The sequence below is a fragment of the Leptolyngbya sp. FACHB-541 genome (assembly GCF_014695875.1).
Classification (GTDB): Bacteria; Cyanobacteriota; Cyanobacteriia; order Elainellales; family Elainellaceae; genus JAAUTN01.
The window spans coordinates 16,123-41,136 of record NZ_JACJPC010000138.1; the positions used below are offsets into that span (position 1 = coordinate 16,123).

Annotated in this window: 26 protein-coding genes, 1 tRNA gene and 2 pseudogenes; 18 read left to right on the top strand and 11 right to left on the bottom strand. The window is 47.4% G+C overall.

Translation table 11 applies throughout. From position 1 onward, the window contains the following. Positions 1-144 precede the first annotated feature (144 nt). The 4 genes and pseudogenes from H6G00_RS30505 to H6G00_RS36360 all read left to right on the top strand — a co-directional run bounded on the left by H6G00_RS30505 (position 145) and on the right by H6G00_RS36360 (position 3,161). Positions 145-339, top strand: coding sequence for a hypothetical protein (locus tag H6G00_RS30505; protein WP_190799588.1), 195 nt, complete (start codon positions 145-147; stop codon positions 337-339). A 56-nt stretch (positions 340-395) separates the two neighbouring features. Further along, positions 396-472 (top strand) — tRNA-OTHER (locus H6G00_RS30510). A 1,200-nt stretch (positions 473-1,672) separates the two neighbouring features. Then, positions 1,673-2,811: pseudogene (locus H6G00_RS30515) on the top strand (IS630 family transposase). Between the two features lie 224 nt (positions 2,812-3,035). After that, positions 3,036-3,161, top strand: coding sequence for a hypothetical protein (locus H6G00_RS36360; protein ID WP_277882008.1), 126 nt, complete (start codon positions 3,036-3,038; stop codon positions 3,159-3,161). Here H6G00_RS36360 and H6G00_RS30520 read toward each other — a convergent pair. Together H6G00_RS30520 and H6G00_RS30525 are read right to left on the bottom strand one after the other, a co-directional pair. Next, on the bottom strand, positions 3,136-3,426 hold the full coding sequence (locus H6G00_RS30520) for a hypothetical protein (protein WP_190799589.1): 291 nt from the start codon (positions 3,424-3,426) through the stop codon (positions 3,136-3,138). The genes H6G00_RS36360 and H6G00_RS30520 overlap by 26 nt on opposite strands. Beyond that, positions 3,426-4,058 (bottom strand): TetR/AcrR family transcriptional regulator, encoded by a 633-nt coding sequence (locus H6G00_RS30525; RefSeq protein ID WP_190799590.1) that lies wholly within the window; start codon positions 4,056-4,058, stop codon positions 3,426-3,428. Before H6G00_RS30525 ends, H6G00_RS30520 begins: the two co-directional genes overlap by 1 nt. A gap of 372 nt (positions 4,059-4,430) precedes the next feature. Between H6G00_RS30525 and H6G00_RS30530 the strand changes: the two genes are divergently transcribed. Further along, the gene (locus H6G00_RS30530) at positions 4,431-5,804 is read left to right on the top strand and encodes a lactonase family protein (protein ID WP_242042600.1); all 1,374 of its coding nucleotides are present in this window, start codon (positions 4,431-4,433) and stop codon (positions 5,802-5,804) included. 36 nt (positions 5,805-5,840) lie between these two features. On the opposite strand, the gene H6G00_RS30535 is transcribed toward H6G00_RS30530, so the two are convergent. Next, entirely contained in the window at positions 5,841-6,746 is a 906-nt protein-coding gene (locus H6G00_RS30535; RefSeq protein WP_190799591.1) for a LysR family transcriptional regulator, read from the bottom strand. Positions 6,747-6,914: 168 nt separating this feature from the next. On the opposite strand from H6G00_RS30535, the gene H6G00_RS30540 reads away from it, so the two are divergent. Together H6G00_RS30540 and H6G00_RS30545 are read left to right on the top strand one after the other, a co-directional pair. Beyond that, positions 6,915-8,036 (top strand): TRAP transporter substrate-binding protein, encoded by a 1,122-nt coding sequence (locus tag H6G00_RS30540; protein WP_190799592.1) that lies wholly within the window; start codon positions 6,915-6,917, stop codon positions 8,034-8,036. Between the two features lie 272 nt (positions 8,037-8,308). After that, positions 8,309-8,764 carry a cytochrome P460 family protein gene (locus H6G00_RS30545; RefSeq protein ID WP_347278247.1) on the top strand — a complete coding sequence of 152 codons (456 nt, stop codon included), beginning with the start codon at positions 8,309-8,311 and terminating at the stop codon, positions 8,762-8,764. A gap of 126 nt (positions 8,765-8,890) precedes the next feature. Here H6G00_RS30545 and H6G00_RS36910 read toward each other — a convergent pair. After that, a pseudogene (locus tag H6G00_RS36910) lies at positions 8,891-9,217 on the bottom strand (winged helix-turn-helix transcriptional regulator). A 136-nt stretch (positions 9,218-9,353) separates the two neighbouring features. On the opposite strand from H6G00_RS36910, the gene H6G00_RS30555 reads away from it, so the two are divergent. From H6G00_RS30555 to H6G00_RS30565, 3 genes are read left to right on the top strand one after another with little or no spacing between them, the layout of a single operon-like run. Continuing rightward, the gene (locus H6G00_RS30555; protein WP_190799593.1) at positions 9,354-10,091 is read left to right on the top strand and encodes an SDR family oxidoreductase; all 738 of its coding nucleotides are present in this window, start codon (positions 9,354-9,356) and stop codon (positions 10,089-10,091) included. A 56-nt stretch (positions 10,092-10,147) separates the two neighbouring features. After that, positions 10,148-10,798 (top strand): NADPH-dependent F420 reductase, encoded by a 651-nt coding sequence (locus H6G00_RS30560; protein WP_190799594.1) that lies wholly within the window; start codon positions 10,148-10,150, stop codon positions 10,796-10,798. Positions 10,799-10,833: 35 nt separating this feature from the next. Further along, on the top strand, positions 10,834-12,000 hold the full coding sequence (locus H6G00_RS30565; RefSeq protein WP_190799595.1) for an MFS transporter: 1,167 nt from the start codon (positions 10,834-10,836) through the stop codon (positions 11,998-12,000). A 30-nt stretch (positions 12,001-12,030) separates the two neighbouring features. Here the strand turns inward: H6G00_RS30565 and H6G00_RS30570 are convergent, their stop codons facing one another. Then, entirely contained in the window at positions 12,031-12,927 is an 897-nt protein-coding gene (locus H6G00_RS30570; protein WP_190799596.1) for an NmrA family NAD(P)-binding protein, read from the bottom strand. A 60-nt stretch (positions 12,928-12,987) separates the two neighbouring features. Here H6G00_RS30570 and H6G00_RS30575 point away from each other — a divergent pair, with 60 nt between their 5' ends. Continuing rightward, positions 12,988-13,965 carry an AraC family transcriptional regulator gene (locus tag H6G00_RS30575; protein WP_190799597.1) on the top strand — a complete coding sequence of 326 codons (978 nt, stop codon included), beginning with the start codon at positions 12,988-12,990 and terminating at the stop codon, positions 13,963-13,965. Positions 13,966-14,060: 95 nt separating this feature from the next. Here H6G00_RS30575 and H6G00_RS30580 read toward each other — a convergent pair whose 3' ends face one another. From H6G00_RS30580 to H6G00_RS30590, 3 genes are all read right to left on the bottom strand, one after another. Continuing rightward, the gene (locus H6G00_RS30580) at positions 14,061-14,330 is read right to left on the bottom strand and encodes a hypothetical protein (RefSeq protein ID WP_190799598.1); all 270 of its coding nucleotides are present in this window, start codon (positions 14,328-14,330) and stop codon (positions 14,061-14,063) included. A 43-nt stretch (positions 14,331-14,373) separates the two neighbouring features. Beyond that, positions 14,374-14,727, bottom strand: coding sequence for a GFA family protein (locus H6G00_RS30585; protein WP_199318813.1), 354 nt, complete (start codon positions 14,725-14,727; stop codon positions 14,374-14,376). Between the two features lie 83 nt (positions 14,728-14,810). Continuing rightward, positions 14,811-15,428 carry an ABATE domain-containing protein gene (locus tag H6G00_RS30590; protein WP_190799599.1) on the bottom strand — a complete coding sequence of 206 codons (618 nt, stop codon included), beginning with the start codon at positions 15,426-15,428 and terminating at the stop codon, positions 14,811-14,813. A gap of 110 nt (positions 15,429-15,538) precedes the next feature. On the opposite strand from H6G00_RS30590, the gene H6G00_RS30595 reads away from it, so the two are divergent. Next, complete coding sequence (locus H6G00_RS30595; RefSeq protein WP_190799600.1) at positions 15,539-16,456, top strand: DMT family transporter; 918 nt, start codon at positions 15,539-15,541, stop codon at positions 16,454-16,456. 8 nt (positions 16,457-16,464) lie between these two features. Here H6G00_RS30595 and H6G00_RS30600 read toward each other — a convergent pair whose 3' ends face one another. Beyond that, positions 16,465-17,097, bottom strand: coding sequence for a TetR/AcrR family transcriptional regulator (locus H6G00_RS30600; RefSeq protein WP_190799601.1), 633 nt, complete (start codon positions 17,095-17,097; stop codon positions 16,465-16,467). A 133-nt stretch (positions 17,098-17,230) separates the two neighbouring features. Between H6G00_RS30600 and H6G00_RS30605 the strand changes: the two genes are divergently transcribed. Beyond that, a complete protein-coding gene (locus H6G00_RS30605) occupies positions 17,231-18,520 on the top strand; it encodes a glycosyltransferase (protein ID WP_190799602.1) in 1,290 nt (429 codons plus the stop codon). Here the strand turns inward: H6G00_RS30605 and H6G00_RS30610 are convergent. Further along, a complete protein-coding gene (locus H6G00_RS30610; protein WP_190799603.1) occupies positions 18,486-19,118 on the bottom strand; it encodes a TetR family transcriptional regulator in 633 nt (210 codons plus the stop codon). The two genes, H6G00_RS30605 and H6G00_RS30610, sit on opposite strands and share 35 nt — an antisense overlap. A 133-nt stretch (positions 19,119-19,251) precedes the next feature. Between H6G00_RS30610 and H6G00_RS30615 the strand changes: the two genes are divergently transcribed. Next, on the top strand, positions 19,252-20,658 hold the full coding sequence (locus H6G00_RS30615) for a cytochrome P450 (protein WP_190799604.1): 1,407 nt from the start codon (positions 19,252-19,254) through the stop codon (positions 20,656-20,658). Between the two features lie 89 nt (positions 20,659-20,747). Then, a complete protein-coding gene (locus tag H6G00_RS30620; protein ID WP_190799605.1) occupies positions 20,748-20,960 on the top strand; it encodes a hypothetical protein in 213 nt (70 codons plus the stop codon). Positions 20,961-21,101: 141 nt separating this feature from the next. Here H6G00_RS30620 and H6G00_RS30625 read toward each other — a convergent pair whose 3' ends face one another. Next, positions 21,102-21,266 carry a hypothetical protein gene (locus tag H6G00_RS30625; RefSeq protein WP_190799606.1) on the bottom strand — a complete coding sequence of 55 codons (165 nt, stop codon included), beginning with the start codon at positions 21,264-21,266 and terminating at the stop codon, positions 21,102-21,104. 127 nt (positions 21,267-21,393) lie between these two features. Between H6G00_RS30625 and H6G00_RS30630 the strand changes: the two genes are divergently transcribed. The 3 genes from H6G00_RS30630 to H6G00_RS36915 are packed head-to-tail and all read left to right on the top strand — an operon-like array spanning position 21,394 to position 24,802. Next, positions 21,394-23,355 carry a Mu transposase C-terminal domain-containing protein gene (locus H6G00_RS30630; RefSeq protein ID WP_190799607.1) on the top strand — a complete coding sequence of 654 codons (1,962 nt, stop codon included), beginning with the start codon at positions 21,394-21,396 and terminating at the stop codon, positions 23,353-23,355. Positions 23,356-23,376: 21 nt separating this feature from the next. After that, a complete protein-coding gene (locus tag H6G00_RS30635; RefSeq protein WP_190799608.1) occupies positions 23,377-24,300 on the top strand; it encodes an ATP-binding protein in 924 nt (307 codons plus the stop codon). Beyond that, positions 24,272-24,802, top strand: coding sequence for a TniQ family protein (locus H6G00_RS36915; protein ID WP_190799609.1), 531 nt, complete (start codon positions 24,272-24,274; stop codon positions 24,800-24,802). The genes H6G00_RS30635 and H6G00_RS36915 overlap by 29 nt, the downstream gene beginning before the upstream one ends. The last annotated feature ends 212 nt before the right edge of the window (positions 24,803-25,014 follow it).

Consider the following 25,014-nt stretch of genomic DNA (forward strand, 5'->3'; position numbering starts at 1 on the left):
CAGATCCAGTGGGAGAGAGAGATACAAGGATTTTCTGGCAGTCGTTCTCTCCCAGCTCCAAAAAAGTTGTAGTACCCTCTTGACACTTTGTAGTACGTTGTATTATATTTGTAGTATGAGATGAAACACAGAGGAGCTAATCCAATGAACACTCACTCCCTCACTAAAAACAATGGTCTCTTGAAGTTCTTAGAGTTCTTACCCACTCATGTTTCTGGCATTTCCACGCCACTTCAAGACGACCCATCAGATCAGGGAAATTCATCTTTCACTCAGTACAAGCAAAAGCGACAGAACATCCAGCAAGTCTATTACCTGGAACGGCGTTGCTTCTTCTAATTCCTGCTGATTCATCAGCCAACCTGAACCTTGAAAATTGCATAAATGCCACCTTTGGGGGTGTAGCTTAGTCCGGCTCAAAGCAGTCGCGCGCCCGTGCGAAAGATCGTGGGTTCAAATCCCATCTCCCCCGTTTGGTAGCATCGTGGACGAATAGAGAAGTCGCCGTGCCTGTAGAGGTGCAGATGATTTAAGATCGCTGCAATTTTACAGGGAAATCCTGTATTGATTACGTAGTAAAGGTTTAAGGCTACTGACCAAAGTTGCAAGGAAACATATGAATTTAGATCGAACGCTGCAACTTGGTAGCAGCGTCAAGAAGATTGGACACATGGTCGTAGAACAGTATCCAAATGTCTTTGGATCTAACCTAATCCCTTCTTACTAATTTGGTAAGGTTAGTTTGAATGTATGGACCTTATAACAACAATCGAGCCTTGCTGCTTTAAAGTAAGCCTTAACAATGCAACTAACCGTGCAACCTTACTCTGGAAAGCCCGAATTGGCAATCCTGAAACACTTTACTGGCTAGGAAAAGCGTTTCATTGTTACGATTGTGTATGAGATTAGGTAGTAGAATCTAATACAATTTGCTCTAGCCTCGCAATCAAATCCCCTGGCTCTAGCTTAAGAGAGGCTAAAAGACCGCGCCCCCTACTAATACCTGTCAATCGTCGCATCCAGTCTGCATCCTCTGGAGAAATTAATCCTCTAGCCATTACTTGGTTACACAATTTGATAAGATAACTATCGTCTCGTTTGAGCGCTGGTATACGTTTTCACGAAAAATGGCGCGGCTTTCAAATTCGTGGCGCGGCATCATAAAGCGTGAAATCCTTTTAGAATAGGGGTTCTACTATTTTTTCCATCTCAAAACCCGTCAGAGTTTACTAGATCTCATTATCAAATTCGTGGCGCGAACATTTTATTTCATAGCAATAAATTCTTTAGCTACTGCAACTTAAGCTTCTAAATGCTTTCAAATTCGTGGCGCGGATTTTTGATCACTCAAACTTCTGCTGTAAGAGGCTTTCAGGCTTAACAGGACGTTAAATCTTAGCTGACGACGGTGAGCCATTTTCAAGCAGAAATTTATGCTCTCAAGTGTTTTCAAATTGATGGCGCGAATCTTATTTCTTCGAAACCTCGTTGGATCGAGGGTTTCAGGCTTTCGGCTTGGATAGCTTTCATGCCGAGAGATACAATACAACCAAGAATGCGATCGCCTCCTCAGCAATCTCCTTTAAAGGGATTGGTAACCTAGTAGACTGTCAGCTTTGATTTGAGGGGTACTTTAGCTGATAATTTAAGCTATCCCGTTTACATGAGATTCATGGCAAGGAAGAAATATATCGTCTCTCTAAGTAGTGAAGAACGAGAAGACTTGGAGCACCTTACAACCGCAGGCAAAGTTGCTGCCTACAAAATGAACCATGCCCGGATTCTGCTTAAAGCCGATACGAACCAGGAAGAGGTGGATGGACGGATGAGGCAATTAGCCAAGCGCTTGACATCAGCGTGGCAACGATTGAACGGGTAAGGCAACGCTTTGTCGAAACGAGCTTAGAAGCAGCGTTGAACCGACGAGTCCAGCAACAACGCAAACCCCGACGCTTAGATGGAGAGCAAGAAGCTCATCTGATTGCGATGACCTGTAGTGAGATACCTGAAGGACGGGCGCGTTGGAGTCTGCGACTGCTAGCAGAACGGATGGTGGAATTAGAGTATGTCGAGAGTGTGTCTCACGAAACGGTGCGCCAAACCCTGAAAAAAACGACCTCAAGCCCTGGTTGCGAGAATGCTGGGTGATTCCCCCGAAGACGAATGCGACGTTTGTCTACTACATGGAAGATGTGCTGAGCGTCTATACCCGCCCTTATGACCCACGCTATCCAGTGGTCTGTTTTGATGAAACCAGCAAACAGTTAGTCAAGGAAACCCAAGTGCCGCTGCTCATTGAACCCGGTCAACCCCCTCGATACGACTGCGAATATGAGCGCAATGGAGTCAGCAATCTATATTATGTTCGTTGAACCCTTAGCAGGTTGGAGACATGTGGAAGTCACAGAGCGCCGCACCAAGCAGGATTATGCCCAACAAATGAAATACCTGGTGGATGTGCGTTACCCGCAAGCAGAGTGGGTGACCGTTGTGCAAGACCAACTCAACACGCATGACCTTGCGGCATTGTATGCCACTTTCCCACCTCAAGAAGCCAAACGGATTCTCGACAAATTGGAGTTTCACTACACACCTGTTCATGGCAGTTGGCTCAATATGGCAGAAACAGAACTGAGTGTTTTAGCCCGTCAATGTCTCGACCGTCGTATTGCTGACCAACCGACATTGCAACGAGAAACCTTGGCGTGGGAACAGCGCAGAAATATGCAATTGCGAACGATAGATTGGCGGTTCACCACTGAAGATGCACGGGTTAAACTCAAACAGCTTTACCCCTCATTTCAACCTTGACAGTCTACTAGCGCGATCGAGCCTTGTTTAGCATCTACCTGTAATATGACTACCTAGATAAGGCGTGTTCATTGGATACCACTAATGTGTATGGAGCAGATGGACAGGTGCGCGGTGCGAAGCAGTTCCCCTTTGGGGTAATCGCATTACCTTTCGACGAGCAACGACCAAGGGGAAAGTAAGAGACACGATCCATTCCAGGATCGCCGAAGTTGAGAGAATTTTTGACAGGGTATCGGAGCGATCGCCCTTGTCTGTTTCCAGGGCAGCGGGGGCGAGGGCATATTTGTCCGGGGTCTGCCAATGCCATTTTACGGGCAGCCTTTAAGCGGCTAGGGACGGTAAAATGATGTCCTGAATGGTTGTGCGATTGCAAGTCTCAAAATCTGCGATCGCTGGCCAGCAAACATTCTCAATCCCAAAGGCTTGTTTGTAGCAGCCCAACCAACCTGGATAACGAACAAGCTGGTCTTTGTCCAGTAGACAGCAGACTCGTTGAATCCCCTGACCTTTCGTGAACGAAATCCAAGACTGGATTTGCCCAGTTGTATATCCTGGTCTGGATGCTCCAGAAACAATAGATTCAGTTGGACAAGCCGCAGCAAATTTATACACTATGCTTTTTTCCGTTTGTTTTTATAGCGGGCTAGAAAAGTTTGAACGGCTTCCGTCACAACGTGTTCAACCTCCTCTTCTGAAATCTCTAAATTCATCACCAGGAAGCGGGGCCAAAAAATGACATCGTTAATCATTCCCAAAAACTGCCGTGCTGCCAGGGGAATATCCTCAATGTGAAATCGCTTGAGTTCACTTTCCTTTTGCAAATAGGTGTGGAGGCGTTTCAAGTAAGGTTCTTTACCGCGATAGTACAATTCCTCACCCAGTTCAGGAAATCGTGGAGCTTCAGCAATAATCACCCGGAACAGAGCTTCTACCTGGGGTTGTCGTAGGAGTTGAGCATATTCGTGACCGATCGCCGTCAAGATTGCCACTGAATCCGTACCCTGCTCAACGGAATCAGACGGATCAATCCCCGTTTCCCAAATGCGCTCCATGATGCTGCCGAATAAGGCGCGTTTGGTGGAGAAATGTTTGTACACCGTTGCGGTCGAAACGCCTGCACTTTTTGCCACCATATCTAACGTCGTGCGCTCATAGCCGATCGCCAAAAAGTTCTGTATAGCCGCATCTAAAATCGCTTGCCGCTTCTGCTCGGCAACATTTTTGCGGTACTCCTCAATGGGCATCGGCTTTAACTCCTAACGACTTCTCAGGTGATGTCTATACCAACTATAAACTAAGTCAATCAACTTACCTTGACGAAAATGGGTAGGACGTGCAAACTAACTATAGTAAGGTAAGTCACTTACTATAGAAACAATTTGAATCTCGTGGAAAGCGGTGACGCAAATTAGCGGCTTATCTGCTCGTGTTGCAGTCGGTAGCTTTTGGCAATCGCGCGATCGCTAACGAGGTTTTCATTTACAGTTTGTACTGAAAACAGCGCACGATTCCACAACTGAAGCTTGCTGATATCAAAGCAAGTGTGATGGGGAATGCAGATTAACGGGTGTTGATTCCATCAATCAATTTTTCATGCAAGTTAGGAGGCTCAGAAGATGCAGTTTATGTTTGAAAAACTGTTGGCATTTGGATTGGCAATGGCATTGATTCCAGTAGATGCAGTTGCCCAAACACTTGATTTGACACGTCAACGACAAGGCGAACGAGCCGCCCCGATGAACTTTCACGGGCGTTATCTCGTGTCACTTTCAGATGCCGATATGCTGGCATCAGCCTATGTGGATGGACAACTGGGACCGCGAGAAGGACGAGATACATTGAGCGTTATTCCTTTGGGCGGTCACGTTCGGGATTTACGAGCTTATGAAACAGAAGCCAGTAATTCAGTTGCAGGTCCACCTGTTGCTGTTGCGGTTACGCCAGATGGTCACTATGCGCTAGTGGTTGAAACATTTCGACCCCGACCGGATGGAGATTGGCAGAACCAGCGATTTTCTGACCTACAGCAGGGCGATCGCATTTCGGTGTTTGATTTGAGCAATCCCACTCGACCCGCTAAAGTACAGGAAGTAGTGATAGCTGAGCGTCCTACGTCCGTTAGCATTAGTCGGAATGGTTCTCTCGTTGCGGTAACGTTTCATCCAAATGGGGCAGGTGCAGAAACTCCTCTAGCCCTTATCCCGTTTCGTGCAGGACAATTGGGGCAACCCACCTACCCCGAACTTGCCCACGTACCGGGGGGACAGGAGTTGATCCACGCAGAATGGCATCCAACGCAAGATGTGTTAGCTCTTGTCAATGCAACTACCGTAGAAGTGTCATTTGCTCGCTTGAATCGCCAGGGAGACACGCTGAGCCTTGAACCCTGGGGCAATGCGGTACAGGTTGAAAAAGCTCCGTTTATGGCTCGATTTACACCCGATGGTCGCCATGTGATTGTCAACGGTTTGTATTGGGGACTTGATGTAGAAGGGCAATGGAGTGAAGCGCCACGCGGCAGTCTGGTCAGTATTCGACTAGAGGCAGGTACTCAGGCGGATGGTTCACCACGTCATGCGCTGGTCTCGCGGGCAATCACAGGAGTCAGCCCAGAAGGGTTAGCCATCAGTCCCAATGGTCGCTATGTCGTAACAACAAATTTAGAGCGGAGCTATCTCCCCTATAACGACGATCGCGTTACCTGGTTCTCGTCTCTGACTTTGATGACGTTAGATCCGCAAACTGGGCAGTTAAATCGTGTGGCAGATTATCCATTTGATGGCATCTTGCCAGAAGCGGCTGCGTTTGATGCATCGAGTCAATACCTTGCAGTGGTTAATTACGATTTCTTTGACGATCGCACTCAAGGCGGTTCAATTGACTTCTGGCGCATCGCCAGCGATCCCCTCAACCCACAGCCGATGCTTGTTCAAACTCGCTACTCGGTTCCGGTTACAAGAGGCGCACACTCAATGGTATTAGTTCCATGACAGTAGTAGTTTTTTATCTCACACATGGGAAGAAATTTACGCTACGGATTCCCGCACAGATTTCTGAATTCGTTCTTCAACGATGTGTAAAAACTGCTGCACAACGGGTGAAAAGTTATCACGACGATAGGCGATCGCCAACTCTAATTTAGGAGCAGATCCGCTTAGTCGTCGATAGATGACCTCAGTATCCCCGACTGTTTGCAAATGTTCTGGCACAAATGTAATTCCCATTCCAGCAGCCACTAACCCCACTCTCGTCTGGCTCGTTTCCACTTCTTGCACCACGTTGGGATAAAATCCCGCCTGTTCACATAATCGAATAATTTGGTTATAGAATGCAGGTCCTTCCTGACGTGGATGCAAAATAAAAGCTTCTTTGGCAAGTGCACTCAAAGTTAACTGTTTTTGATTGGCTAAAGGGTGTTTTCTAGGTAAGGCAACCAGCCAAACTTCTTCTGCAATGGCTTTTAGAGTCAGCCATTTCTCACTCACGGGGAGATAGAGAAAGCCTACATCTGTCTGATGATTTTGCAAGGCAATGATTTGATCGTTCGTGCAGCGTTCATTCATTGTCAACTGCACATCTGGATAGTGATCGCGAAACATACGCACCATTTCTGGAAGAACGCTTCGTAATGCTGAGGCTGTAAAACTGAGCCGCAATTGTCCAACTTCTCCTCGTGCCACCCGCCTGGTTATTTGGATGGCTTGTTCAGTGTGGCAGAGAATTTGCTTGGCTTCCTCAAAAAAGGTTTGTCCGGCGATCGTCAGTTTTACACTGCGTTTAGTGCGCTGGAAAAGCTGCACATCTAACTCGGCTTCTAATGCCTGAATCTGCCGACTAAGCGCAGGTTGAGTCATGTGCAATCGTTCAGCGGCTCGACCAAAATGCAGGTCTTCTGCTACTGCAACAAAGTACCGCAGATCGTGGAGTTCCATCGCAGATTAATACCTTTAAAGCATTAATAACAGGACAAAAAGCATTGGACAGCATTAATTGCCTGCTTTTATGTTAGGGCATATGCACAAATTTTGAGTTGTGCGTTATTCGGTCACTATTTCGTTACTTTCAAAGCTTTCACTTTTGATGATTAGGAGATATTAGATATGAACCGTAACGGCTTGATTAAGCGGCGCAATTTTTTGCTGGGGGCAACGGCTTCTACAACAGCAGCGATCGCCATGAGCAGGGCAGAGCAACCTGCAAAGGCTCAGTCAGCCCAGTTTCGCTGGCATATGGTATCACGTTGGGATGAAACCTTTCCCGATCAATTGGCTGCCGGACAACGGCTTGCCGATCGCATTGCAGCGATGAGCCAGGGACGATTAATCATTGAGGTATTGCCACCAGATGCCGTTGTACCTTTTCCTGAGACGTTAAAGGCAGTCAGCAATAGCACCGTAGAAATGAGCCGCAGTCTGTCATACGATTGGCGCACTCAATCGCCCGTGCTGGAATTTTTCTTTGTCGTTCCCTACGGGTTCACTCAAAATGAGATGAGCGCATGGCTTCACTACTTTGGTGGGCAGGAGCTATGGGATGCTGCCTATGCTCCCTTTGGTGTAAAAGCCTTTCCGGCAGGTTCGTTGGGCGCGCAGTCTTTCGGATGGTTCCGCAATGAAATTAATAGCTTGAGTGATTTGCAGGGAATTCGATTTCGGACGACGGGTGTAGCTGCCGATGTCCTGTCTAAATTAGGAGCGAATCCAGTATCAATGGGGTTAACTGAAATTCGGCAAGCAATGCGGGCAGGATCGCTGGACGGGTTTAAATTTGTGGGTCCCCTAGTCGATCTGCATTACGGTTTGCAGGAAATTGCACCCTATTACTATTTCCCTTCCTATAATCAACCGTCTGGATTAGTTGAGTTAGTAGTGAATCGGGCACAGTATGAAGCGTTGCCAACTGACCTTCAGCAAATCATTGCGATCGCCGCTCAAGCTGAACACGATCAGGGCTTTGCCGAAGCCAATGCCGGGAATGCCAGGGCACTTCAGACATTAATCAATGACTACAATATCCAGGTTCGGCAATTGCCATCGGATGTGATGGAAGCCTTGGGCAATGCATCAGGTGAAGTCATTGCAGAAATGCGATCGCAGGGAGATAACTTAATGAAACGTACAATCGATTCCTTCCTGTCCACTCGTCAAACCCTGATGACATGGAGCCAGATGACCGAACAAAGCTTTTTGGCTGCGCGAACCTTGCCGTTTGTTTATGGGTAATCGTCTTTAGGGCGATCGCCCATTTACACAGAATCGTGTCTCTACATCCCAGTTACAGTTAGTTTTTGGAGACTGGCTCATGCACAAATCTTTGCTCTTTGAACGTCACTGGATGAAATGGATGGTTTTGTTTCTGAGTACTCTTGTCTTATCAATCATTTTGTCTCAGATATTGAATCGATCGCCATCACTCTCTTACAGAACAAACTCATTACAATCAACCTCCAACTACACCCTCTCCAATCACGAATGCGACTGCTAGCGAAGTACAGATTGAATCAAAATACGATCGCACATTAGCTCACTATGCCACTGTATCTCGTAGTGACGGATCGTTTCGTCAAATGTTTGTTAACGAAGAGGCGATTCCCAAGGGAGCGACAGAGCCGAACGCTTCCATTCAACCGGGAGAACCCTTGCCTGATGGAACGTTGATTGTAATGGAAACCTGGTATTCTCCTGAAAATCTGGGGACTGTGTTCGTCAAGCAAAAGCAAAACGGCGAATGGCAATATGGTTCATTCAGCCCCGATCGCCCCGACTATCAGATGCGCTTCAGTGGAAGCTGTCATAGTTGCCATACTCCGTTCCCAGAAGCAGATTTCACTCTGACAAAACCACTTTTAGAAGCGGCTTTGCAAACTCGTCAGGTGCAAACTGCTTATTGCGATCGGGCTGGACGTACTCCCTGTGATCCGCAGGCGTACATCCCCAATGCTGAATTGTAATTAAGAAGTTCCAATCGCCGTCAGGCTGTAGAACAACAAATTATTTTCTACAATCTTTACAGAAATAGCACTGCTTGACTCGATGATAGCCATTTTTCAATAACTGTCTGGATCAGCAATGTCACTTTACTGACTACACTTCAAATGATTCTCTCCCCAATTGCATAGTACTTGCAGGACAGGTTTGAGTGTCAGACCATACTCAGTAAATGAATACTCTACTTTCAGTGGCATCTTTGAATAGACATTTCGATTGACAATGCCATCTTTTTCTAGCTCTCGCAATTATTGGATCAACATCTTTTCTGTAATCTCTGGCATCAACCGTTTGAGTTCACTAATCGCTTTTTCTCATCTTTGAGATGCCAAAGAATCAAAATCTACCATTTCCCACCTAACACTTTTAAGGGTGGTCTGTACAAATACAGTACCTTGAGTGGGTTCATTGGTCATCTACGCTACTTTCCCATTCATTGAGAGAGCTTACAAAAAAGTAAGTACTTCCGAAAAAGTTAGTAGGAGTATACCCTGTTCTTTGTGATTGGTCATTGGTCACTACAAATGACGAACGACATAAGGGCACAACACCATGCAAGTTCAAGGTGCGATCGCATTAGTGACAGGCGCAAACGGTGGGATTGGGCAATACTACATTCAGGGCTTACAAGCGGCTGGAGCCATTCGCATTTATGCTGGGGCACGTAATCCAGGTAGCTTGAAGGACATTGCGGCAACAGATCCCGATCGCATCATTCCTATTCCCCTCGATATCACCGATGAAGCCTTGGTCAAGGCAGCAGTTGAGGCGTATTCTGATGTGAATCTCCTGATCAACAATGCCGGGGTAGGATTTAATCAAAGATTGGTTGCGGATCTCAATTTTGACAAGGTGCGATCGGAGATTGAGGTCAATTACCTTGGTACGTTGCGGATGTGTTTGGCGTTTGCTCCAGTTTTGAAAGCGAATGGAGGTGGGGCGATCGTCAATATGCTCACTATCCTGGCGAAGATTAGTTTTCCGTTGAATGCGTCCTACTGTGCGTCTAAAGCAGCAGCTCTATTGGCAACGCAGGGAATTCGAGCCGAGCTTGCTTCACAAGAAACACTGGTGGTTGGGGTCATGCCTGGAACAGTAGACACCAGGATGAGCAAGGATTTTCCGCCACCTAAAGTTGCACCCGAAGAGGTGGTGCGGGCAGCACTTCAGGCGGTTATTGATGAGGTTGAGGACGTTTATCCTGGCGAACAAGTGCAGGAGATGCAAGCTCAGTTACTCCAAGATCCGAAAGCGGTTGAAAAGTGGATGGCAGGAATTTTAGCCAGTTAAATTCGGATATTTGATAGTTCCGTTCGACAAGATTTTCAACTCTCCTTAGCTACAAAATGATGAAGATTGGCATTATTGGCGCGGGTAGTATGGGTAGTGCATTAGGCACGATTTGGGCAAAGCAAGGGCATCAGGTGACGTTTTCGTACTCACGAGATCCAGCAAAATTGCAGAGTATCGCAACGGCAGCAGGCGAGACTGCACAGGTTGGGACACCAGAACAAGCTGTGCAGTTGAGCGATGTAATTTTAATTGCCCTCCAACCGTTCGTATTGGAAGAGGTTTTGAGTACGGTTGGTTCTCTGGAGAACAAGATTGTCCTGACCTGTATGAGCGGTTTGAAGCCCGACTTTACGAGGCAAACCATTGGCATTAACACTGACCTTAAAGTTTCGGTTGCTGAGCGATTAGCTGAACTGGCTCCCGGTGCAAAGGTGGTAGAAGCGTTTAACATTACGTTTGCTGAAATTCTGGCTTCTGATTCTCGCCAGTTTGGGAGTGAACATCCCACCGTTTTTTACTGTGGGGACGATCCAGAAGCAAAGGAAATCGTTGCTCACCTCATCCAAGACTGTGGCTATGATGCGGTCGATGTTGGCGGGTTAATTGTGGCGCGTAGTTTAGAAACCTTAGCCACTGCCTGGGTACAATTTGCGGTGGCAAGTAACTTATTCCCAAACATTGGAATCAAAGCGTTGCGTCGATAGGGACTGCTGACCCCTAACCCTTTCCTCCTTTACCTATGCCCCTCAAAACAAACTCCCTCCTCGTTAAAGCAACGCTACTTCTGAGTAGTAGCCTCACCGTCATGGCAGGAGCGACGATCGCACCTTCTTTGCCTGCGATGCGCGATTACTTTGCAGCGGTACCCAATGCCGATTATTGGGTACGCCTCGTGCTGACGGTTCCCGCACTGTTTATTGCGATCGGTGCGCCTTTTGTTGGGACAGCGATCGATCGCTTCGGGCGGAAACCCCTGCTGGCAGTTGCCGTGTTGTTGTACGGTATTGCAGGCACTTCTGGGGTTGTATTAAACGATATTGGTCTGATCCTGGTCGGGCGAGTGCTACTGGGTTTGAGTGTGGCAGGCATCATGACCACAGCAACCGCACTGATCGTTGATTATTACATCGGAGCAGCCCGCGCCCAGTTTCTTGGCTTTCAGGCAGGCTTTATGGGCTTAGGGGGGGTGTTATTTCTGTCTCTGGGTGGCTTCCTGGCAGATGTGAATTGGCGAATGCCATTCCTGATCTATCTCCTGGCGTTGCTGATCCTGCCACTCGTCGTGCTGGTTTTACCCGAACCCGATCGCACCCAAACTGCGGAGAATTCAGGAACAGCGGTGCCTGAGTCCTTCCCTTTGCAAATTGCAGGCTTGACCTATGTAGCCGCCTTTCTATCACAGATCGTGTTTTATTTAATTCCGGTACAGTTGCCGTTTTACTTAAAGCAACTGGTGAGTGCAACTGCATCGCAAAGCGGATTGGCGATCGCCTTCGCAACCTTATTCAGTGCTGCCAGTGCGATCGCTTACAAGCAAATCAAAGCACGATTGTCATTCATTGGCATTTACGCGATCGCATTTCTTTTAATGTCAATTGGCTATCTCGTCATTAGTATTTCGCCCACCTATGCAATGGTTTTAGTGGGATTAGCCATCGCTGGAACAGGGCTAGGTTTACTGATGCCCAATATGAATGTTTGCTTAACCTCAGTAACCCCGGTCAGTCTCAGAGGACGAGTGTTGGGTGGACTAACAACAGCATTTTTTCTCGGTCAGTTTGTTTCGCCGATTCTCAGCCAACCTCTGAGCAGCGTTGTTGGTTTAGATATAACCTACCAAATAGCAGGTGGATTGATGGCTGCAATGGGAGCGATCGCACTGGGGTTAGGATGGTGTTGGCGGTAAAGCGATCGCTCCTACTCAACTTCAATCAGCCTATGCAGGGATGAGTTGGCTCAATTGGGGTAATAGTTGTTCTCGCACAAATTGAGGAAACGTTGTGGGTGTTGTCGTTTGGGATGTCCGCGGTTCTGCAGGAGTGTATTCGGGATTGCTCAAGCCCTGCCACATTTCCACATAATCCGCTGCAACATTCTCCCTTGCGCCGATTTGCAGCAGACTACTGCGAAACTGCTCTGATGTGATCGACACATGGACAATCAATCGCCCCAACTCCTGGCTTAAAATTGTTGCCGCTTCGTCAAAACTTAAGTCGGTAGGACCATGCAATCCCAGTACAGAATACCCACTCCAATCTCGTTGCAACAGCAATTTTGCCGCTACGGCTGCAATGTCCTGAGTGGCAACCATCGCAAGACGGCGATCGCCTGCAACAGGTAAAAACACACTATTCGCAGTGCGAATCGGCTCTAGCTGCATCAGATAATTTTCCATAAAAAATCCCGGTCGCAAGTGGATGATGTTTTGCGCGGCTGCATTTAATTGCTGCTCAACCTCATACAATCCAGAAATGGGACCCATCCCCTGCGGCAAATGAGCGCCGTTACTGGAAAGATTAACCACATAGGGAATTTGATTGGCTGCGATCGCTGCTGCTGCAATAGTGCCGACATGATGCTGATAGGCTCGAAAATTGGCAGCACCAAAGTTGTACGGTACAACCCAATACAGGGCTTCTACACCCTGGGTTGCTTCAATCACAAACTGGGTATCTTCCAATGAACCCTGGTGGAGAATGGCATTCTGACGAATGACAGGATGTAGCTTTTCAGGATTTCTAACTAAGACAGTGACGGTTGCTCCAGCTTCAATTAACTGTTGGGCAATGCGTCCACCTGTATTTCCGGTAGCGCCAGCGATTGCGATCGACATTGATGTGACTCCAAAAACTTAACTTTCCTCCAGTTATAAGCCCATTGAATTGGACTTAGAATGGCAGAAAAGCCAGTATTCCTATTCGATCGTCCAAACCTTGTTAGACAGATGGATGCTCTGACCGAAATTCTTAAATCTGTTAAATTACACAGCACCGTACATTGTCGCTCCCAGTTCTCAGCCCCTTGGGGTGTTCAGATTGAGGCGATGGCAGATGCCTCATTTCATGTGGTGATGCGCGGTCACTGCTGGTTAGACGTAGAAGGGGTAGACGAACAGATTCCGCTAGTCGGAGGTGATTTGGTGGTGCTGCCAACGGGCGTTGCTCATGCCTTGCGCGATCGCCCCGATAGCTCCGTCGTAACATTGGGAGAATTGCTGTCCCATCGCCCCTGCCAGGGACAATTGACGTTAAGCTACGGTGGCGGTGGAACTGGGACAACTGTTTTGTGTGGCAAAGCCAGTTTTGAAAATCGTGAGATCAATCCTTTACTCTCTGCCTTACCACCATTGCTGTTGATCAAAGGAGAAGAAGGACGAGCGGTAGAGTGGTTAGATTCCACGCTGCAATTTATCGCCTGTGAAACGGCATCGAACCGTCCAGGTGCAGAAATGATGATTACCTATCTGTCGAACATTGTGTTTATTCAGGCGGTACGAGCCTATCTCAGTAGCTTGAAACCGGATGATAACAGTTGGTTGCGCGGATTGATTGATCCCCAAATCAGCATTGCCCTGGCGCTAATTCATCATCAACCTGAAACAAACTGGACCGTAGAGAATTTGGCGAAACGAGTGAATATGTCGCGTTCTGGCTTTGCCGCCCGATTCAAGTGGTTAATGGGAGAAGCACCGCTGCAATATGTGACTCGTTCGCGAATGCTTCGAGCCGTTGAGTTGTTGCGATCGCACAATTTGACGGTAGGGGAAGTTGCCGAACGAGTCGGATACGACTCTGAAACGGCGTTCAGCAAAGCGTTTAAGCGTCAGATGGGACAGCCACCGAATCAATATCGCAAGCAATCGATGGTGTGATTATTGGACTCGTAGCCCATAGCCAGGCAAAAGATAGGTACAGAGACAACTCATGATGAAATGTGCGCCTGAACTACCCTTCAATGCAGGCACTTCTAATGATCATATGATTCATCTGTGCATGGCAAATTAAAAGCCCGTTCATCCAAAGAGCGGTGATACTGGATGCAACCTTCAAGGAATTTGGACCACTCTGGAACCACAGGAACCGGATCAGTCGTTTTCGGCAGCAGGACCCAGAGATCAGGATGATGCCAACACAGGTCATGACCCGATGTATCCCGATGTTGGCGAATGCCATTCCTGAGCTTTTTAACCTCGGCAATCAATTCAGTACGAGTCATTTGAGCAAGATCGTTGTTCATATCGGTGAGTGAGAATATTTTTAACCGTATCTTGATTAGTTATTCAATGTGCCGATGAAGCATCTCTTGGACCACAGACGCCCCACCATTTTGGACGTTTTGAAACATAGGAATGAGACAACGGTGCAAGTTCCTGGCGATTGGGTGTATCAAGTGTTCCGGCAGCGATCGCCAGTGTTGGTTGATCATCGATCGCCCCAATCGTGCTGCCGCAGATTGAGCAAAAAGCACGGCTCGACCACTCCGACGATCGCCACTTAGAAGGCACTCCACCCGGTCCCGTCCATTCAACCTGATCTTGCAAAAATTCAACCCACATTTGCGTCAACGATCCCGAATGCCGTTGGCATTGCCGACAGGAGCAGGTATGTGGTTTGAGCGCGGGACCAGTTGCCACAAGCGAATGTTTCCACATAAACAGCCACCTTCATAAATTTTGGGCTTTGCCATCACCAACACTCCAGATATTGTCTGTCATTGCTACGTTTTACGTTTACGATCGTAGTGTCGATTCGCTTTAGCTCGATTGCCACAATCTTCCATATCGCACCAGCGGCGACTACGATTGCGGCTGAAATCTAGAAATACCCAACCGCAACCGACTCCTGCACATTCCCGCAGGCGATCGCAGTCTGAGGAAGTCAACAAATCAGTAGTAGAGCGAGCGATTTGCCACAGAATGAATTCAAGCTGATTTGCCTCTGTCCACTCCCAGGTGAAGCTAGAAGCGATCGCCACGAAGCGAAGATGCTGCTGCATTTCAGACAGTAAAGTATTCAATAATTGCAGATCCTCTGCCGCCTGAGAACGCTTCACAGCGAAGGCTGAAAATATGCGATAAAGAGCCTCTCGCAGTTGGATAGCTTGATTAAAAAATTTCGCGGATTGTGCTGGTTGCTGTTGTACTTGACGCAGCCATTCCTTTGCTTGGGCAGACGACACAAGCTCAACATACTGCGCCCAGCCGATTACATCTGCTGCGTCACGAAACCAGTCTTGCAGATACTGATCTCCATCACGATCAACCGTGTTCACAAAATCCAGACACGGTTGCCCCCCTACCAACTTAAGCTGCTTCCAGTCTTGCGGCTCCTTCATGTATCGAGTTTACCACCAAAAGCAGAATAGCTGGTTAGAATTCATGCTACTCTAACCAGTATTACGGCTTAAGACAGTTAGAATAAGCTGCGTTATCAGGGTATAAACCGATGATTTCGACGAAAGTGGCAAAAACGCCTAATTCCCACGCCCTAATACTGATTACAGCCTCTGCAGGCTGCTGGGGCTTGGGAACGGTCATGAGCAAAAGTGTATTAGCCACAGTGCCGCCCCTTAGCGTCTTAACTGTGCAGCTATCTACGAGCATTCTGGTTTTATGGGTTCTGTCAACCCTGCAAGGACACACCGCGCGATTGACCCAATTTTCATGGTTCACCTGGATTCAGCTGGGCTCACCAGGGGTCTTTGAACCCGGTCTATCCTATGGCTTCGGCTTGATTGGCTTGTCCTTAAGTTCTGCCAGTCAAGCTGCTTTAATTGGCGCAACGGAGCCTGTATTTATTGTGGGATTAGCATGGCTGATGTTTCGTGAATCTATTTCACTGAGATTGCTGATGCTATCTGCATTGGCAATGATCGGTGTCATGCTTACCGTTAGTTCGGACACTGCAAGCGGCAGTCAAGCCCTGCTTGGTAACCTTTGGATTCTGATTGGAACATTTTGCGCTGCATTTTATGTGATCCTTTCTCGTCATGCTGTGGCGAACCATCCCCCGCTGATTCTGTCTGCCCTTCAGCAAACGATGGGGTTAGTTTGTATTGTGCTATTTAGCTGGAACTTTGGAGCAGGTCTGCAATTTTCATCGACAATTCCGACGCAAATCTGGCTCCTGGCAGCACTATCGGGAGTTGTGCAATATGCGTTGGCATTCTGGTTGTATTTGAGCGCAATTCGATTAATCCCTGTGAGCATTGCGGCTCAATTTCTTTCCCTGATTCCGGTGTTTGGTGTTGGTGGAGCGTATCTATTTCTAGGTGAACGCCTGACTCTTGTTCAATGCTTGGGTATGGCTATCACGATCGCAGCTGTTTCGCAAATTTCTCGTCTGCAATCGAGTCACGAGTAAATCTACAGCTATTCTCCTGGAAATGGTTCTAATGTTTTGAAGGCGATCGCCTCCGCATCCTCTTGCTCAACTCCCAACGATCTGAGAATTAACTTCGTTACTTGTTCTGGATAGTTGGGTTCGCTATGTCCTTCCAGAATGGTTCGCATTGCCATTAGTGCTGTTCCTAAAACCAGATCGATCGCGGCTTGTGTACTTTCCACCTGAAATCGCTTCAGCCGGATTCCCGCTTCTAAATCTGACATCAAACCTCGTTCGATCGTTTCACTCAAGGGGGCTGCGACTAAGCCAATGCGAACAATCACCCATCCCCACGTTGAATCTCGCATCGCTTGATGGAGAAACTGACGCAAGCCGATCGCCATTCGTTCAGCTGGGTCTGCAATCGCCGCATATTGCACCCAAATTTTTTGATTGACGGCATCACTCAATGAGGCTGCAACGGCTCTCAATACATCTTCGCGAGTCTGAAAGTAGTTATAAAACGTTCCCCTGGCAACGCCTGCCTCGGCAATGATGTCGTCAATGGTGACGGCATCGGTTTCTTTTCGGGCAAAGACTCGATAGGCGGACTCGATTAGATGCGATCGCGTCCGTTCCCGTTTTTCCAGACCAATCGAAGCGCGGCGAGAGGGCTTCATCAGAGCACTCCAAACAATACCGAACCTAGCATATCCTTTGTTGACACCCTTATCAAAATGACGTTATCGTCAAAGTGACGTAAATGTCATTTCTATCCGTAAGCTCCAGTTCATCAAATCGGAGGCATCCACGATGCGTATCGCCATCATTGCTTTGGGGAGTCAGGGAGATGTGCAACCTTACATTGCTTTAGGGAAAGGGCTAAAAGCAGCGGGTTACGAGGTTCGCTTACTGACCCATGAGAACTTTGAGGGATTGGTCACTTCTCATGGGCTGGAGTTTTGTCCCATGCAGGGAAATGTGCAAGAACTGATTAAAACCCCAGAAATGCGTGAACTGACAGAGAAGGGAAATTTTATTACGATGACCCTTCGCACGGCAAAAGAAACTGAGCAGGTGTCAATCGGCTGGGCACGGACGGCTCTAGAGGCTTGCCAGGGGATGGATTTACTGATTGCAGGCGTGGGCGGGCTTTATCTGTCCTTGGCGATCGCAGAAAAGTTCAACATTCCCCTGCTGCAAGCCTTTGTGTTTCCCTTTACGCCCACCAAAACATTTCCGGGAGTTTTGTTTCCCCAGTTGATCGCTCGATTGGGTGGAACAGCAAACTGGCTCTCGCACCAAGCGCTCCGTCAAATCATCTGGCAGGGTTCTCGTGCTGGCGATACCGCAGCTCGTCAACAAGTTCTCAACTTACCCCCCTCTTCGTTTCTCGGTCCTCATCCGTCTCCCCATTTGCATCGCCTACCGACGCTCTACGGTTTCAGTCCTTCTGTGATTGCCAAACCATCAGACTGGCAGAATACCTTTATTACAGGCTATTGGTTTTTAGATGCCGCATCTGATTGGACGCCTCCGCCCGATCTGGAGAATTTTTTGCAAGCGGGTTCGCCACCTGTCTACATTGGGTTTGGCAGCATGGGCAGCCGTAACCCCGAAGAGACGGCGGAACTGGTCTTACAAGCCCTCGAACAAACCGGGCAACGTGCCATCCTGCTGGCTGGCTGGAGTGGAATGCAGAAAGAAAAGATGCCAGACCAGGCTTTCCTGTCCGGACCGGTTCCCCATGCGTGGCTATTTCCGCGAGTGGCAGCAGTGATTCATCATGGCGGCGCAGGCACAACCGCCGCCGGACTGCGGGCAGGCGTGCCGACGATTATTGTTCCCTTCTTTGGCGATCAGGGCTTCTGGGGGCAACGGGTGGCAGATTTGGGCGTGGGAACCGCCCCGATTCCTCGCAAACAGCTTACGGTGGAACGGTTGGCAGAAGTGATTCAAACGGTTGTGGGCGATCGCACAATGCGGCAGCGGGCAGCAGACTTAGAAGCCAAAATTCGCACTGAACATGGAGTCGCGAATGCGGTAGCCATTATTCAAAAACTGAAATTCAATCGATCTGAATGTAACTTTGCAGGTAACTAAGCGTGAGCCGTTTTGTTTCTATCACGAGTCGTTGACGAAAGACTTTTTCCTGACTCAGAGATAGCCATAACAGCGTTCCGATCGCTTTTACCAACACAAAGGCGATCGCCTCACAGTCCGCCGGATCTAGCCTACGTCGCGAGAGAGACGTAGCAAAATCTTGAATGAGCAAAGCATCGGCAGCCTCTTCAATTTCTTCTAATTCAGGTATCGTTCCCTGCACTTCCATAAAAATGGCATAGTAGCCAGGATGCTCAGAGAAGAATTGGTCAGAAATATCAATTAATTGGTCTACATAGGCAGGAAGTGGAAGTTTGGCGAGTTCTAGGTTGTCGAGGATGGACAACCGTTGATGGAGTAGCTCTCCGTACCGAACCGCTAACGCCTTAAGGATCGCCGCCTTGTCTGGAAAGAACTGATAGAGCGACCCGATCGGCACCTTGGCATGAGTGGCGATCGCATTCGTTGTGGTCGCGGTGTAGCCTTCGGCAATAAACAGCGCTTCTGCTACGTCCAAAATGCGGTTGACTCGCTCTTGACTCCGGGCTTGCCGGGGTTTGCGCCGCATTCCCGTAGAGCTTGATGAAGGTTCAGTCATCAGTTCCGTCTCTTCCGTTCAGCAATAAGTGAGTACTGCTCACATTTTCCTTGACAAAACATGAGCGGTTCTCATATTTTAAAAAAGTGAGTGTTGCTCATATTTTAACCTGTTCAAGTACGGAGAGATAGCGATGAGCCTGAATTTGCAGACCCTACCGCATCCGAACGTCCAAACTGCGATCGCTGATTACAGCCGCGATCGTTTGGAGTTTATGACTCGCTGTGCCCAAGAGTTTGAAGACATTGTGCCGTTTCAGTTTGGAGATGCGTGGTACTGTTTGTTGACGAATCCAAACCACATTGCAGAAGTCCTAAAAGACCGGCTGCTGTTTGTTAAAGCAAAGGATTTGCAGATGCTCCACGGCTTGTTGGGCAATGGGTTGCTCACCAGCGAGGGAGATTTTTGGCTACGGCAGCGACGGTTAGCGCAACCTGTATTCCACCAGCACCGAATCAACAGCTACGGTGCAATCATGGTGGATTACACCCAAAAAATGCTGCAAACCTGGCAGGAGGGACAGATCCAGGATGTGCATGAGGCAATGATGCGCCTGACCCTCAACATTGTGATGAAGACACTTTTTGATCTGGATGTAGCAGATGGAGAAGCGAATCGTATTGCTCATGCGCTGGATGAAGCGATGAATTGGGCAGAACATCAGGAACAACAGGAAGCTGCCCTTGCTTCTGGCAATATCGGTGCATGGTTCCAGCAAAGCTTGAGTGCGATCGCACAAATTCTGCCCCGATCGTTACAGAGCAGAGGAACAGGAAATGAGGTGGATCGACGCTATCAGAAGGCGATCGCGATGATGGATGAAACCATTTACGCCATGATCCAGCACCGCCGCACCAATGGAACTGATAACCAGGATTTGCTGGGAATGTTGATGCAAATTGAAGATGCAGATGATGGCAGTCGCATGACCGACAAGCAACTGCGAGATGAAGTAGCCACCCTGATTCTGGCAGGGCATGAAACCACCGCAAACACGCTGTCCTGGACATGGATGCTGCTGGCAAATCACCCCCACATCCGGCAAAAACTGGATACAGAATTGAGCACGGTCTTAGATGGGCGATCGCCAACGATTACCGATTTACCACAGTTGACCTACACCCATTGGGTGGTCAAAGAATCCATGCGGTTGTATCCTCCTGTCACTGAGGTAACGCGAGAAGCCACCCAGGATTGTGAAATTGGGGGTTACGCTATTTCCAAAGGAAGCACCCTGATCGCCAGCCAGTGGGTGATGCACCGTCATCCGCACTACTTTGCAGAACCAGAGGTGTTCAATCCAGAACGCTGGAACCATGATCTAGAGAAGCAGTTGCCTCGCGGAGTGTATTTTCCGTTTGGCGATGGTCCTCGCGTTTGCATTGGCAAGAGTTTTGCCGTGATGGAAGCGATTTTGATTTTGGCAACAATCGCCCAAACATTTCACCTCGAATTGGCTCCTGATCAAACTATTAAACTGCAGCCCTCTATCACGCTACGTCCCAAAGACGGCATTCAAGTGGTGTTGAAGAAAGTTTGAATCATTTTCTGATTGGGTCTTTAGCGAGTTCGTTGTCTCTACATTCCAAACACCTAGAGTTTTAATTCTTCGATCTGCGAAGGTTGTTTATGAGTTGTCTCTGTTTGATTCAGTGTGGTTACATCGGGTTACGATTCTTGCGCTACAAATTTTCTCCCTGGCTGACACTGGCGATCGCACCCATTAAACTGCTTACTTCATCTAAAGTGCAACGCACCCGTGAACACATTCGCTACATGAGGGCAATCAGCCGAATTGATTTTGTGGGAGTTTACACACTGCTCAACGATTTGCTGTGGTAGCATACCTGCCCATGAAATTCGTCTCATCACTCTATCTACTGGCTCACCGAGTTCACTGAGAAACATCATGCTTCAGTCACCTCTAAAGCTGCCCAACTTCCGTTGGCTTTGGATTAGGCAGACCCTAATATTTTGCGCTGCTCAGTTCTGATTTGTTGCATTAACCTGGTTAGTGCTGCAAAAAACAGGGTCAGGAATTGCCTTAGGAACGGTACTCATGGCGGCAGCCATTCCTCGTGGGTTGTTTATGTTAGTCGGAGGCTCAGCGATCGCCGTATCGTCAATACACACGCCAGCAAGGCACATCAGGCAAAGTGGAGCTTAGGACAAGCTGTATCAGCGTTATCAAATTGGTGGCGCGAAAAATTTTAATCTGGTAGAGTACTGATAACTTTTTAAAGAACTCTATTGGGCTGAGCCGTGTTTTGTAGCTATGAGCGATACTCCCCTCACTGACCTCCCTGAGTGCCCCGATGATGCTGTGCTATTAGATGAAAGTAGCTTTAGCACGGACATTGACGAGTTTGTGAGACATCTTGTAGCTCAGGGTACTTGCGGAGCTAGCAAAGATGATTTGAAACCTTGGATCATTCAGTGGGTTGCTGATTCGCCCAATCGCTCTACTTATCGGGACAGGAAGTGGGAAGCAATCTGGTACTTAGGAACTCCTGAACGAACTTTTCAACAGTGGGTAAAGAACTTCCGTGAAAGGAAAGAATTGCCAAAGAAACATTCTAAAGGTCAGCATCAACTGACTAAGTACTGGGAGCCAGAGATTATCAGAATTTGGACTGAGGGAAATAAGAACGGTCAGATCAAAACTATTCAGTCTGTGTTGGATGACCTGAATGGCGAAGCATTTCACAACCAAGAAGGGAAGGAAGTTGTTTCGTATTCAACCGCATACCGTATTTTGAAGCCCTTAATTGAGCAAAGGGAACTTGTTGAAGGAGCACGTAGTTCAGGTCAGGGCGATCGCTGTATCGTTAATACACGTGACGGCAAAGCACTTCAGGCAAAGTGGAGCAATGAGATTATTCAGATTGACTCCACACTAATTGATTTATTTACTGAATATGAAGACGGGAAGGAGGTTTTAGGCTGTCGAATAGTAAAGGGGAAAGAGCAGGAAATACTGCCTCCACTAGGGGTTCTTCGTCTTTGGTTAACCCTTGCAAAAGACGTAAAGTCTACTTGTGTTCTTGGCTTTCTGTTAAATGCAAAGCATCCAACTTCGGATGATATCGCTTTGCTGATTCTTCGCGTTATTCGACCTAAGAACTATCCACCTGACTATGAATTGCAGAATGTGGCGATTCCTTACGGGCGATTCAAGCATCTGCATACCGATGGTGGAAAGTACCTTAACTGCAATTACCTGCATCAAATTGGGAAGGAAGTAGGTTTTACCTGCCATCTCAGGATGAGAACTGAAGATGGAGGAGATGTTGAGGTTATGTTTAACATTCTCAGGTATTTACTTTACGAGTGCCCTGGATATACAAACTCGAATACGCAGAAGAGACCCAAAGGCGCAGAAGAGAGGGCATGTTTAAAGCCGAAGGATGTCGATAAAATTTTAGCTTGGTTTTTCTACGGAACTCATAACTATAAAGTTTGTCGCAAGCACAGAACAATGACTCGATATCAGAGATGGATCGACAAGCTGCCTAACAAACAGCTTCCCATCGAAGTTCCTGAAGAGAAGTTAACTAGCTGCATGACAAGAGCAATCCGTCGTAAGGTTCAGAAGCAAGGTATTGTCTCATTTGAAAACCGCCTGTACCAAGGAGAATCCTTAAAGGGGTATGTAGGGCAAGATGTTTTACTAAGGCTTGACCCTGACCACATTCTACATATGGCTGCTTTCAGTTTAGAGGATGATAAACAGGGTAAGTCTTTGGGCAAGGTAGAAATGTTGAATATAGAGGAATTAAACGAGTACATTGATGAGCTAAACTTGGAAATTTCTGAGATTAGCCTGGAGAAGAACAATCTTTCTCTAGATGAGCTACTTGAAATCAATGATGCAATTAAGGTGAAGTCTAACCAAGCTGAAGCATCCAGTCAGCCTAGCAGACTTGGAAATAGAAGAAAAATTAAAAACCTTGTACAGGAGAAAACTGAACAGAAGAATAACGAACGTCGTAAACGTAAGCAAAATCAAAATGACGAATTACGCAATGCCGCCAAGCAGTCTACAAAGCCTGTTGACGAATCAACCCAACCCAACGATAAATCTCAAGAGAGTAAGAAACCCAGCTCAGATAAGGTGGTAGATTTCCAACAGCAGAAGCAAAAAAGGAACATTGAATTTTTCGACGAGATGTTGAAGTCTGATAGGGAACAGCAACCACAAGTGATCACTCCCCAGTGGAACAACCGATTTTGGTAACTTGCAATTGGTGATAGAACTATGATTCCGCAAAGTGCCCCCATCAAACACTCGGTCCAGCCCTCATCAGGACTAGGGAATGTTGAGGAAGCTATTCGAGAATTGATTGATCGTCATTTCTTCACCAGAACAGATCAATACTTGGAAATTGTTCCTTGGCTACATGAACGGCGCGAGTATAAATCATGTGGCGGAATTTCCGGCTCAAGAGGAGTTGGAAAAACTAGAGCTTTGCAGGAATACATTGCTATGGTCAATGGTCACCGTGGACCAATGCGGCGTATTAAGCCCCTACGCAGCTTCTATCTCAAAAGCTTCACATCTTGGGGTACCAGAGATGTTTTTAACCGCATTCTAGAGCTTCTTAATCATGGTGCTAGGCAAGGAGCACCTAAGGATATTAGGCTACGAACTTGGGAGATGTTGGAAGATTTTGGGTTAGAGCTTCTAATCCTTGACAATGCTCACCTCGTGACCGACAAGGTACTCTTTGACTTAGTTGAGTGCTATCGAGATTTCAAAGCTGCGATTGTTTTAGTTGGTCCAAATGATGAGTTAGACAAAAGGTTAAAGGCGTTAGATTTGCTTAACAACTTTAGGTGTCATCGTAAATTTCAATCGCTTTCCCCGAGGCAATTAGTGAGTGCGCTGAAAGGTTTCAAGAAGGATGTCTTGGCATTACCAGAAACGACAGAATTTTTCGATGGAGAAATTATAAATGCGATTTGTGAAGCATCTGGAGGTAACGCGAGCAAACCCGACGAGCCAGGTTGCAATTTCACAGCTATCACAGAAATTTTGGTCCTTACGATTGCACAATCGTCAAAGGATGGAGTCTTGCGTTTAGATAAGGGTATCCTTCGAAAGGTTTTGCTTGATTATGGTGTGGCTTTTGAACCAAAATCGGAGGAGCAAAATGATACAGAGCCTGGAGTTACCGGATGATTACCCATGGTTTAAATACGTTGAGCCGAAGGATGGGGAGAGCATTGCCAGTTTTATACATCGGTTCCGACAAGCAAAAGGTAATCGAATTTCTTCTCCTAGTCAGTTAGGAGAAATCCTTGGTGTTGGCACTGCAATTAATTGTTGGGAAAACCTTCAGTTTGGAAGGAAACCTACGCAGGAAGAAGTGGCGGCACTCAGCAAAGTAACTCGCGTTGAAACAGATAGGCTTTGGCAGATGTTTCCACCTAAAGGAGAACGATCGCAACCAAATGTAATTCGGTTGTGCGCCGCCTGTTATCAAGAAGGCCCGTATCATCGAATTGCTTGGCAACTTCGTTCAACAAGGGGGTGCGATCGCCACAAACTTAAGTTGCTGATGAAATGTCCAGGTTGTGAAACGCTGTTCCCCGTACCTTCCCGCTGGGTAGAGGGAAAATGCCAGAACAAAAAGTGTGGTATGCGGTACTCAAGGATGGCTAAGCACCAAGCAAAAATCTAAAAATTAAGGTTGTGTCGCAAAAACTTATAAAGGACAAGCGATTGGTATTGTTTTCATTGCCTTAAGTAGCAATTCCAAAAATCGCTTCGATAAATTTCAGGGTATGTCAATAGATTTGTGTCAAAGATCTAAATTCAGAGAGGAAAGCGATCTTCATAAGCGATCGCAAACTGATTTAGAGCAGGTCTCCAATCTCGAATCGGCATCGTCCA

What these genes read in the sequence shown, in the direction of transcription:
- H6G00_RS36915 (WP_190799609.1), top strand. Translation starts at nt 24,272, where the DNA reads ATGATACAGAGCCTGGAGTTACCGGATGATTACCCATGGTTTAAATAC.
- H6G00_RS30630 (WP_190799607.1), top strand. Translation starts at nt 21,394, where the DNA reads ATGAGCGATACTCCCCTCACTGACCTCCCTGAGTGCCCCGATGATGCT.
- H6G00_RS30570 (WP_190799596.1), bottom strand. Translation starts at nt 12,927, where the DNA reads ATGTCGATCGCAATCGCTGGCGCTACCGGAAATACAGGTGGACGCATT.
- H6G00_RS30625 (WP_190799606.1), bottom strand. Translation starts at nt 21,266, where the DNA reads ATGTGCCTTGCTGGCGTGTGTATTGACGATACGGCGATCGCTGAGCCT.
- H6G00_RS30605 (WP_190799602.1), top strand. Translation starts at nt 17,231, where the DNA reads ATGCGTATCGCCATCATTGCTTTGGGGAGTCAGGGAGATGTGCAACCT.
- H6G00_RS30580 (WP_190799598.1), bottom strand. Translation starts at nt 14,330, where the DNA reads ATGAACAACGATCTTGCTCAAATGACTCGTACTGAATTGATTGCCGAG.
- H6G00_RS30590 (WP_190799599.1), bottom strand. Translation starts at nt 15,428, where the DNA reads ATGAAGGAGCCGCAAGACTGGAAGCAGCTTAAGTTGGTAGGGGGGCAA.
- H6G00_RS30525 (WP_190799590.1), bottom strand. Translation starts at nt 4,058, where the DNA reads ATGCCCATTGAGGAGTACCGCAAAAATGTTGCCGAGCAGAAGCGGCAA.
- H6G00_RS30535 (WP_190799591.1), bottom strand. Translation starts at nt 6,746, where the DNA reads ATGGAACTCCACGATCTGCGGTACTTTGTTGCAGTAGCAGAAGACCTG.
- H6G00_RS30540 (WP_190799592.1), top strand. Translation starts at nt 6,915, where the DNA reads ATGAACCGTAACGGCTTGATTAAGCGGCGCAATTTTTTGCTGGGGGCA.
- H6G00_RS30610 (WP_190799603.1), bottom strand. Translation starts at nt 19,118, where the DNA reads ATGACTGAACCTTCATCAAGCTCTACGGGAATGCGGCGCAAACCCCGG.
- H6G00_RS30635 (WP_190799608.1), top strand. Translation starts at nt 23,377, where the DNA reads ATGATTCCGCAAAGTGCCCCCATCAAACACTCGGTCCAGCCCTCATCA.
- H6G00_RS30530 (WP_242042600.1), top strand. Translation starts at nt 4,431, where the DNA reads ATGCAGTTTATGTTTGAAAAACTGTTGGCATTTGGATTGGCAATGGCA.
- H6G00_RS30595 (WP_190799600.1), top strand. Translation starts at nt 15,539, where the DNA reads ATGATTTCGACGAAAGTGGCAAAAACGCCTAATTCCCACGCCCTAATA.
- H6G00_RS30555 (WP_190799593.1), top strand. Translation starts at nt 9,354, where the DNA reads ATGCAAGTTCAAGGTGCGATCGCATTAGTGACAGGCGCAAACGGTGGG.
- H6G00_RS30560 (WP_190799594.1), top strand. Translation starts at nt 10,148, where the DNA reads ATGATGAAGATTGGCATTATTGGCGCGGGTAGTATGGGTAGTGCATTA.
- H6G00_RS30565 (WP_190799595.1), top strand. Translation starts at nt 10,834, where the DNA reads ATGCCCCTCAAAACAAACTCCCTCCTCGTTAAAGCAACGCTACTTCTG.
- H6G00_RS30615 (WP_190799604.1), top strand. Translation starts at nt 19,252, where the DNA reads ATGAGCCTGAATTTGCAGACCCTACCGCATCCGAACGTCCAAACTGCG.
- H6G00_RS30505 (WP_190799588.1), top strand. Translation starts at nt 145, where the DNA reads ATGAACACTCACTCCCTCACTAAAAACAATGGTCTCTTGAAGTTCTTA.
- H6G00_RS30575 (WP_190799597.1), top strand. Translation starts at nt 12,988, where the DNA reads ATGGCAGAAAAGCCAGTATTCCTATTCGATCGTCCAAACCTTGTTAGA.
- H6G00_RS30620 (WP_190799605.1), top strand. Translation starts at nt 20,748, where the DNA reads ATGAGTTGTCTCTGTTTGATTCAGTGTGGTTACATCGGGTTACGATTC.
- H6G00_RS30600 (WP_190799601.1), bottom strand. Translation starts at nt 17,097, where the DNA reads ATGAAGCCCTCTCGCCGCGCTTCGATTGGTCTGGAAAAACGGGAACGG.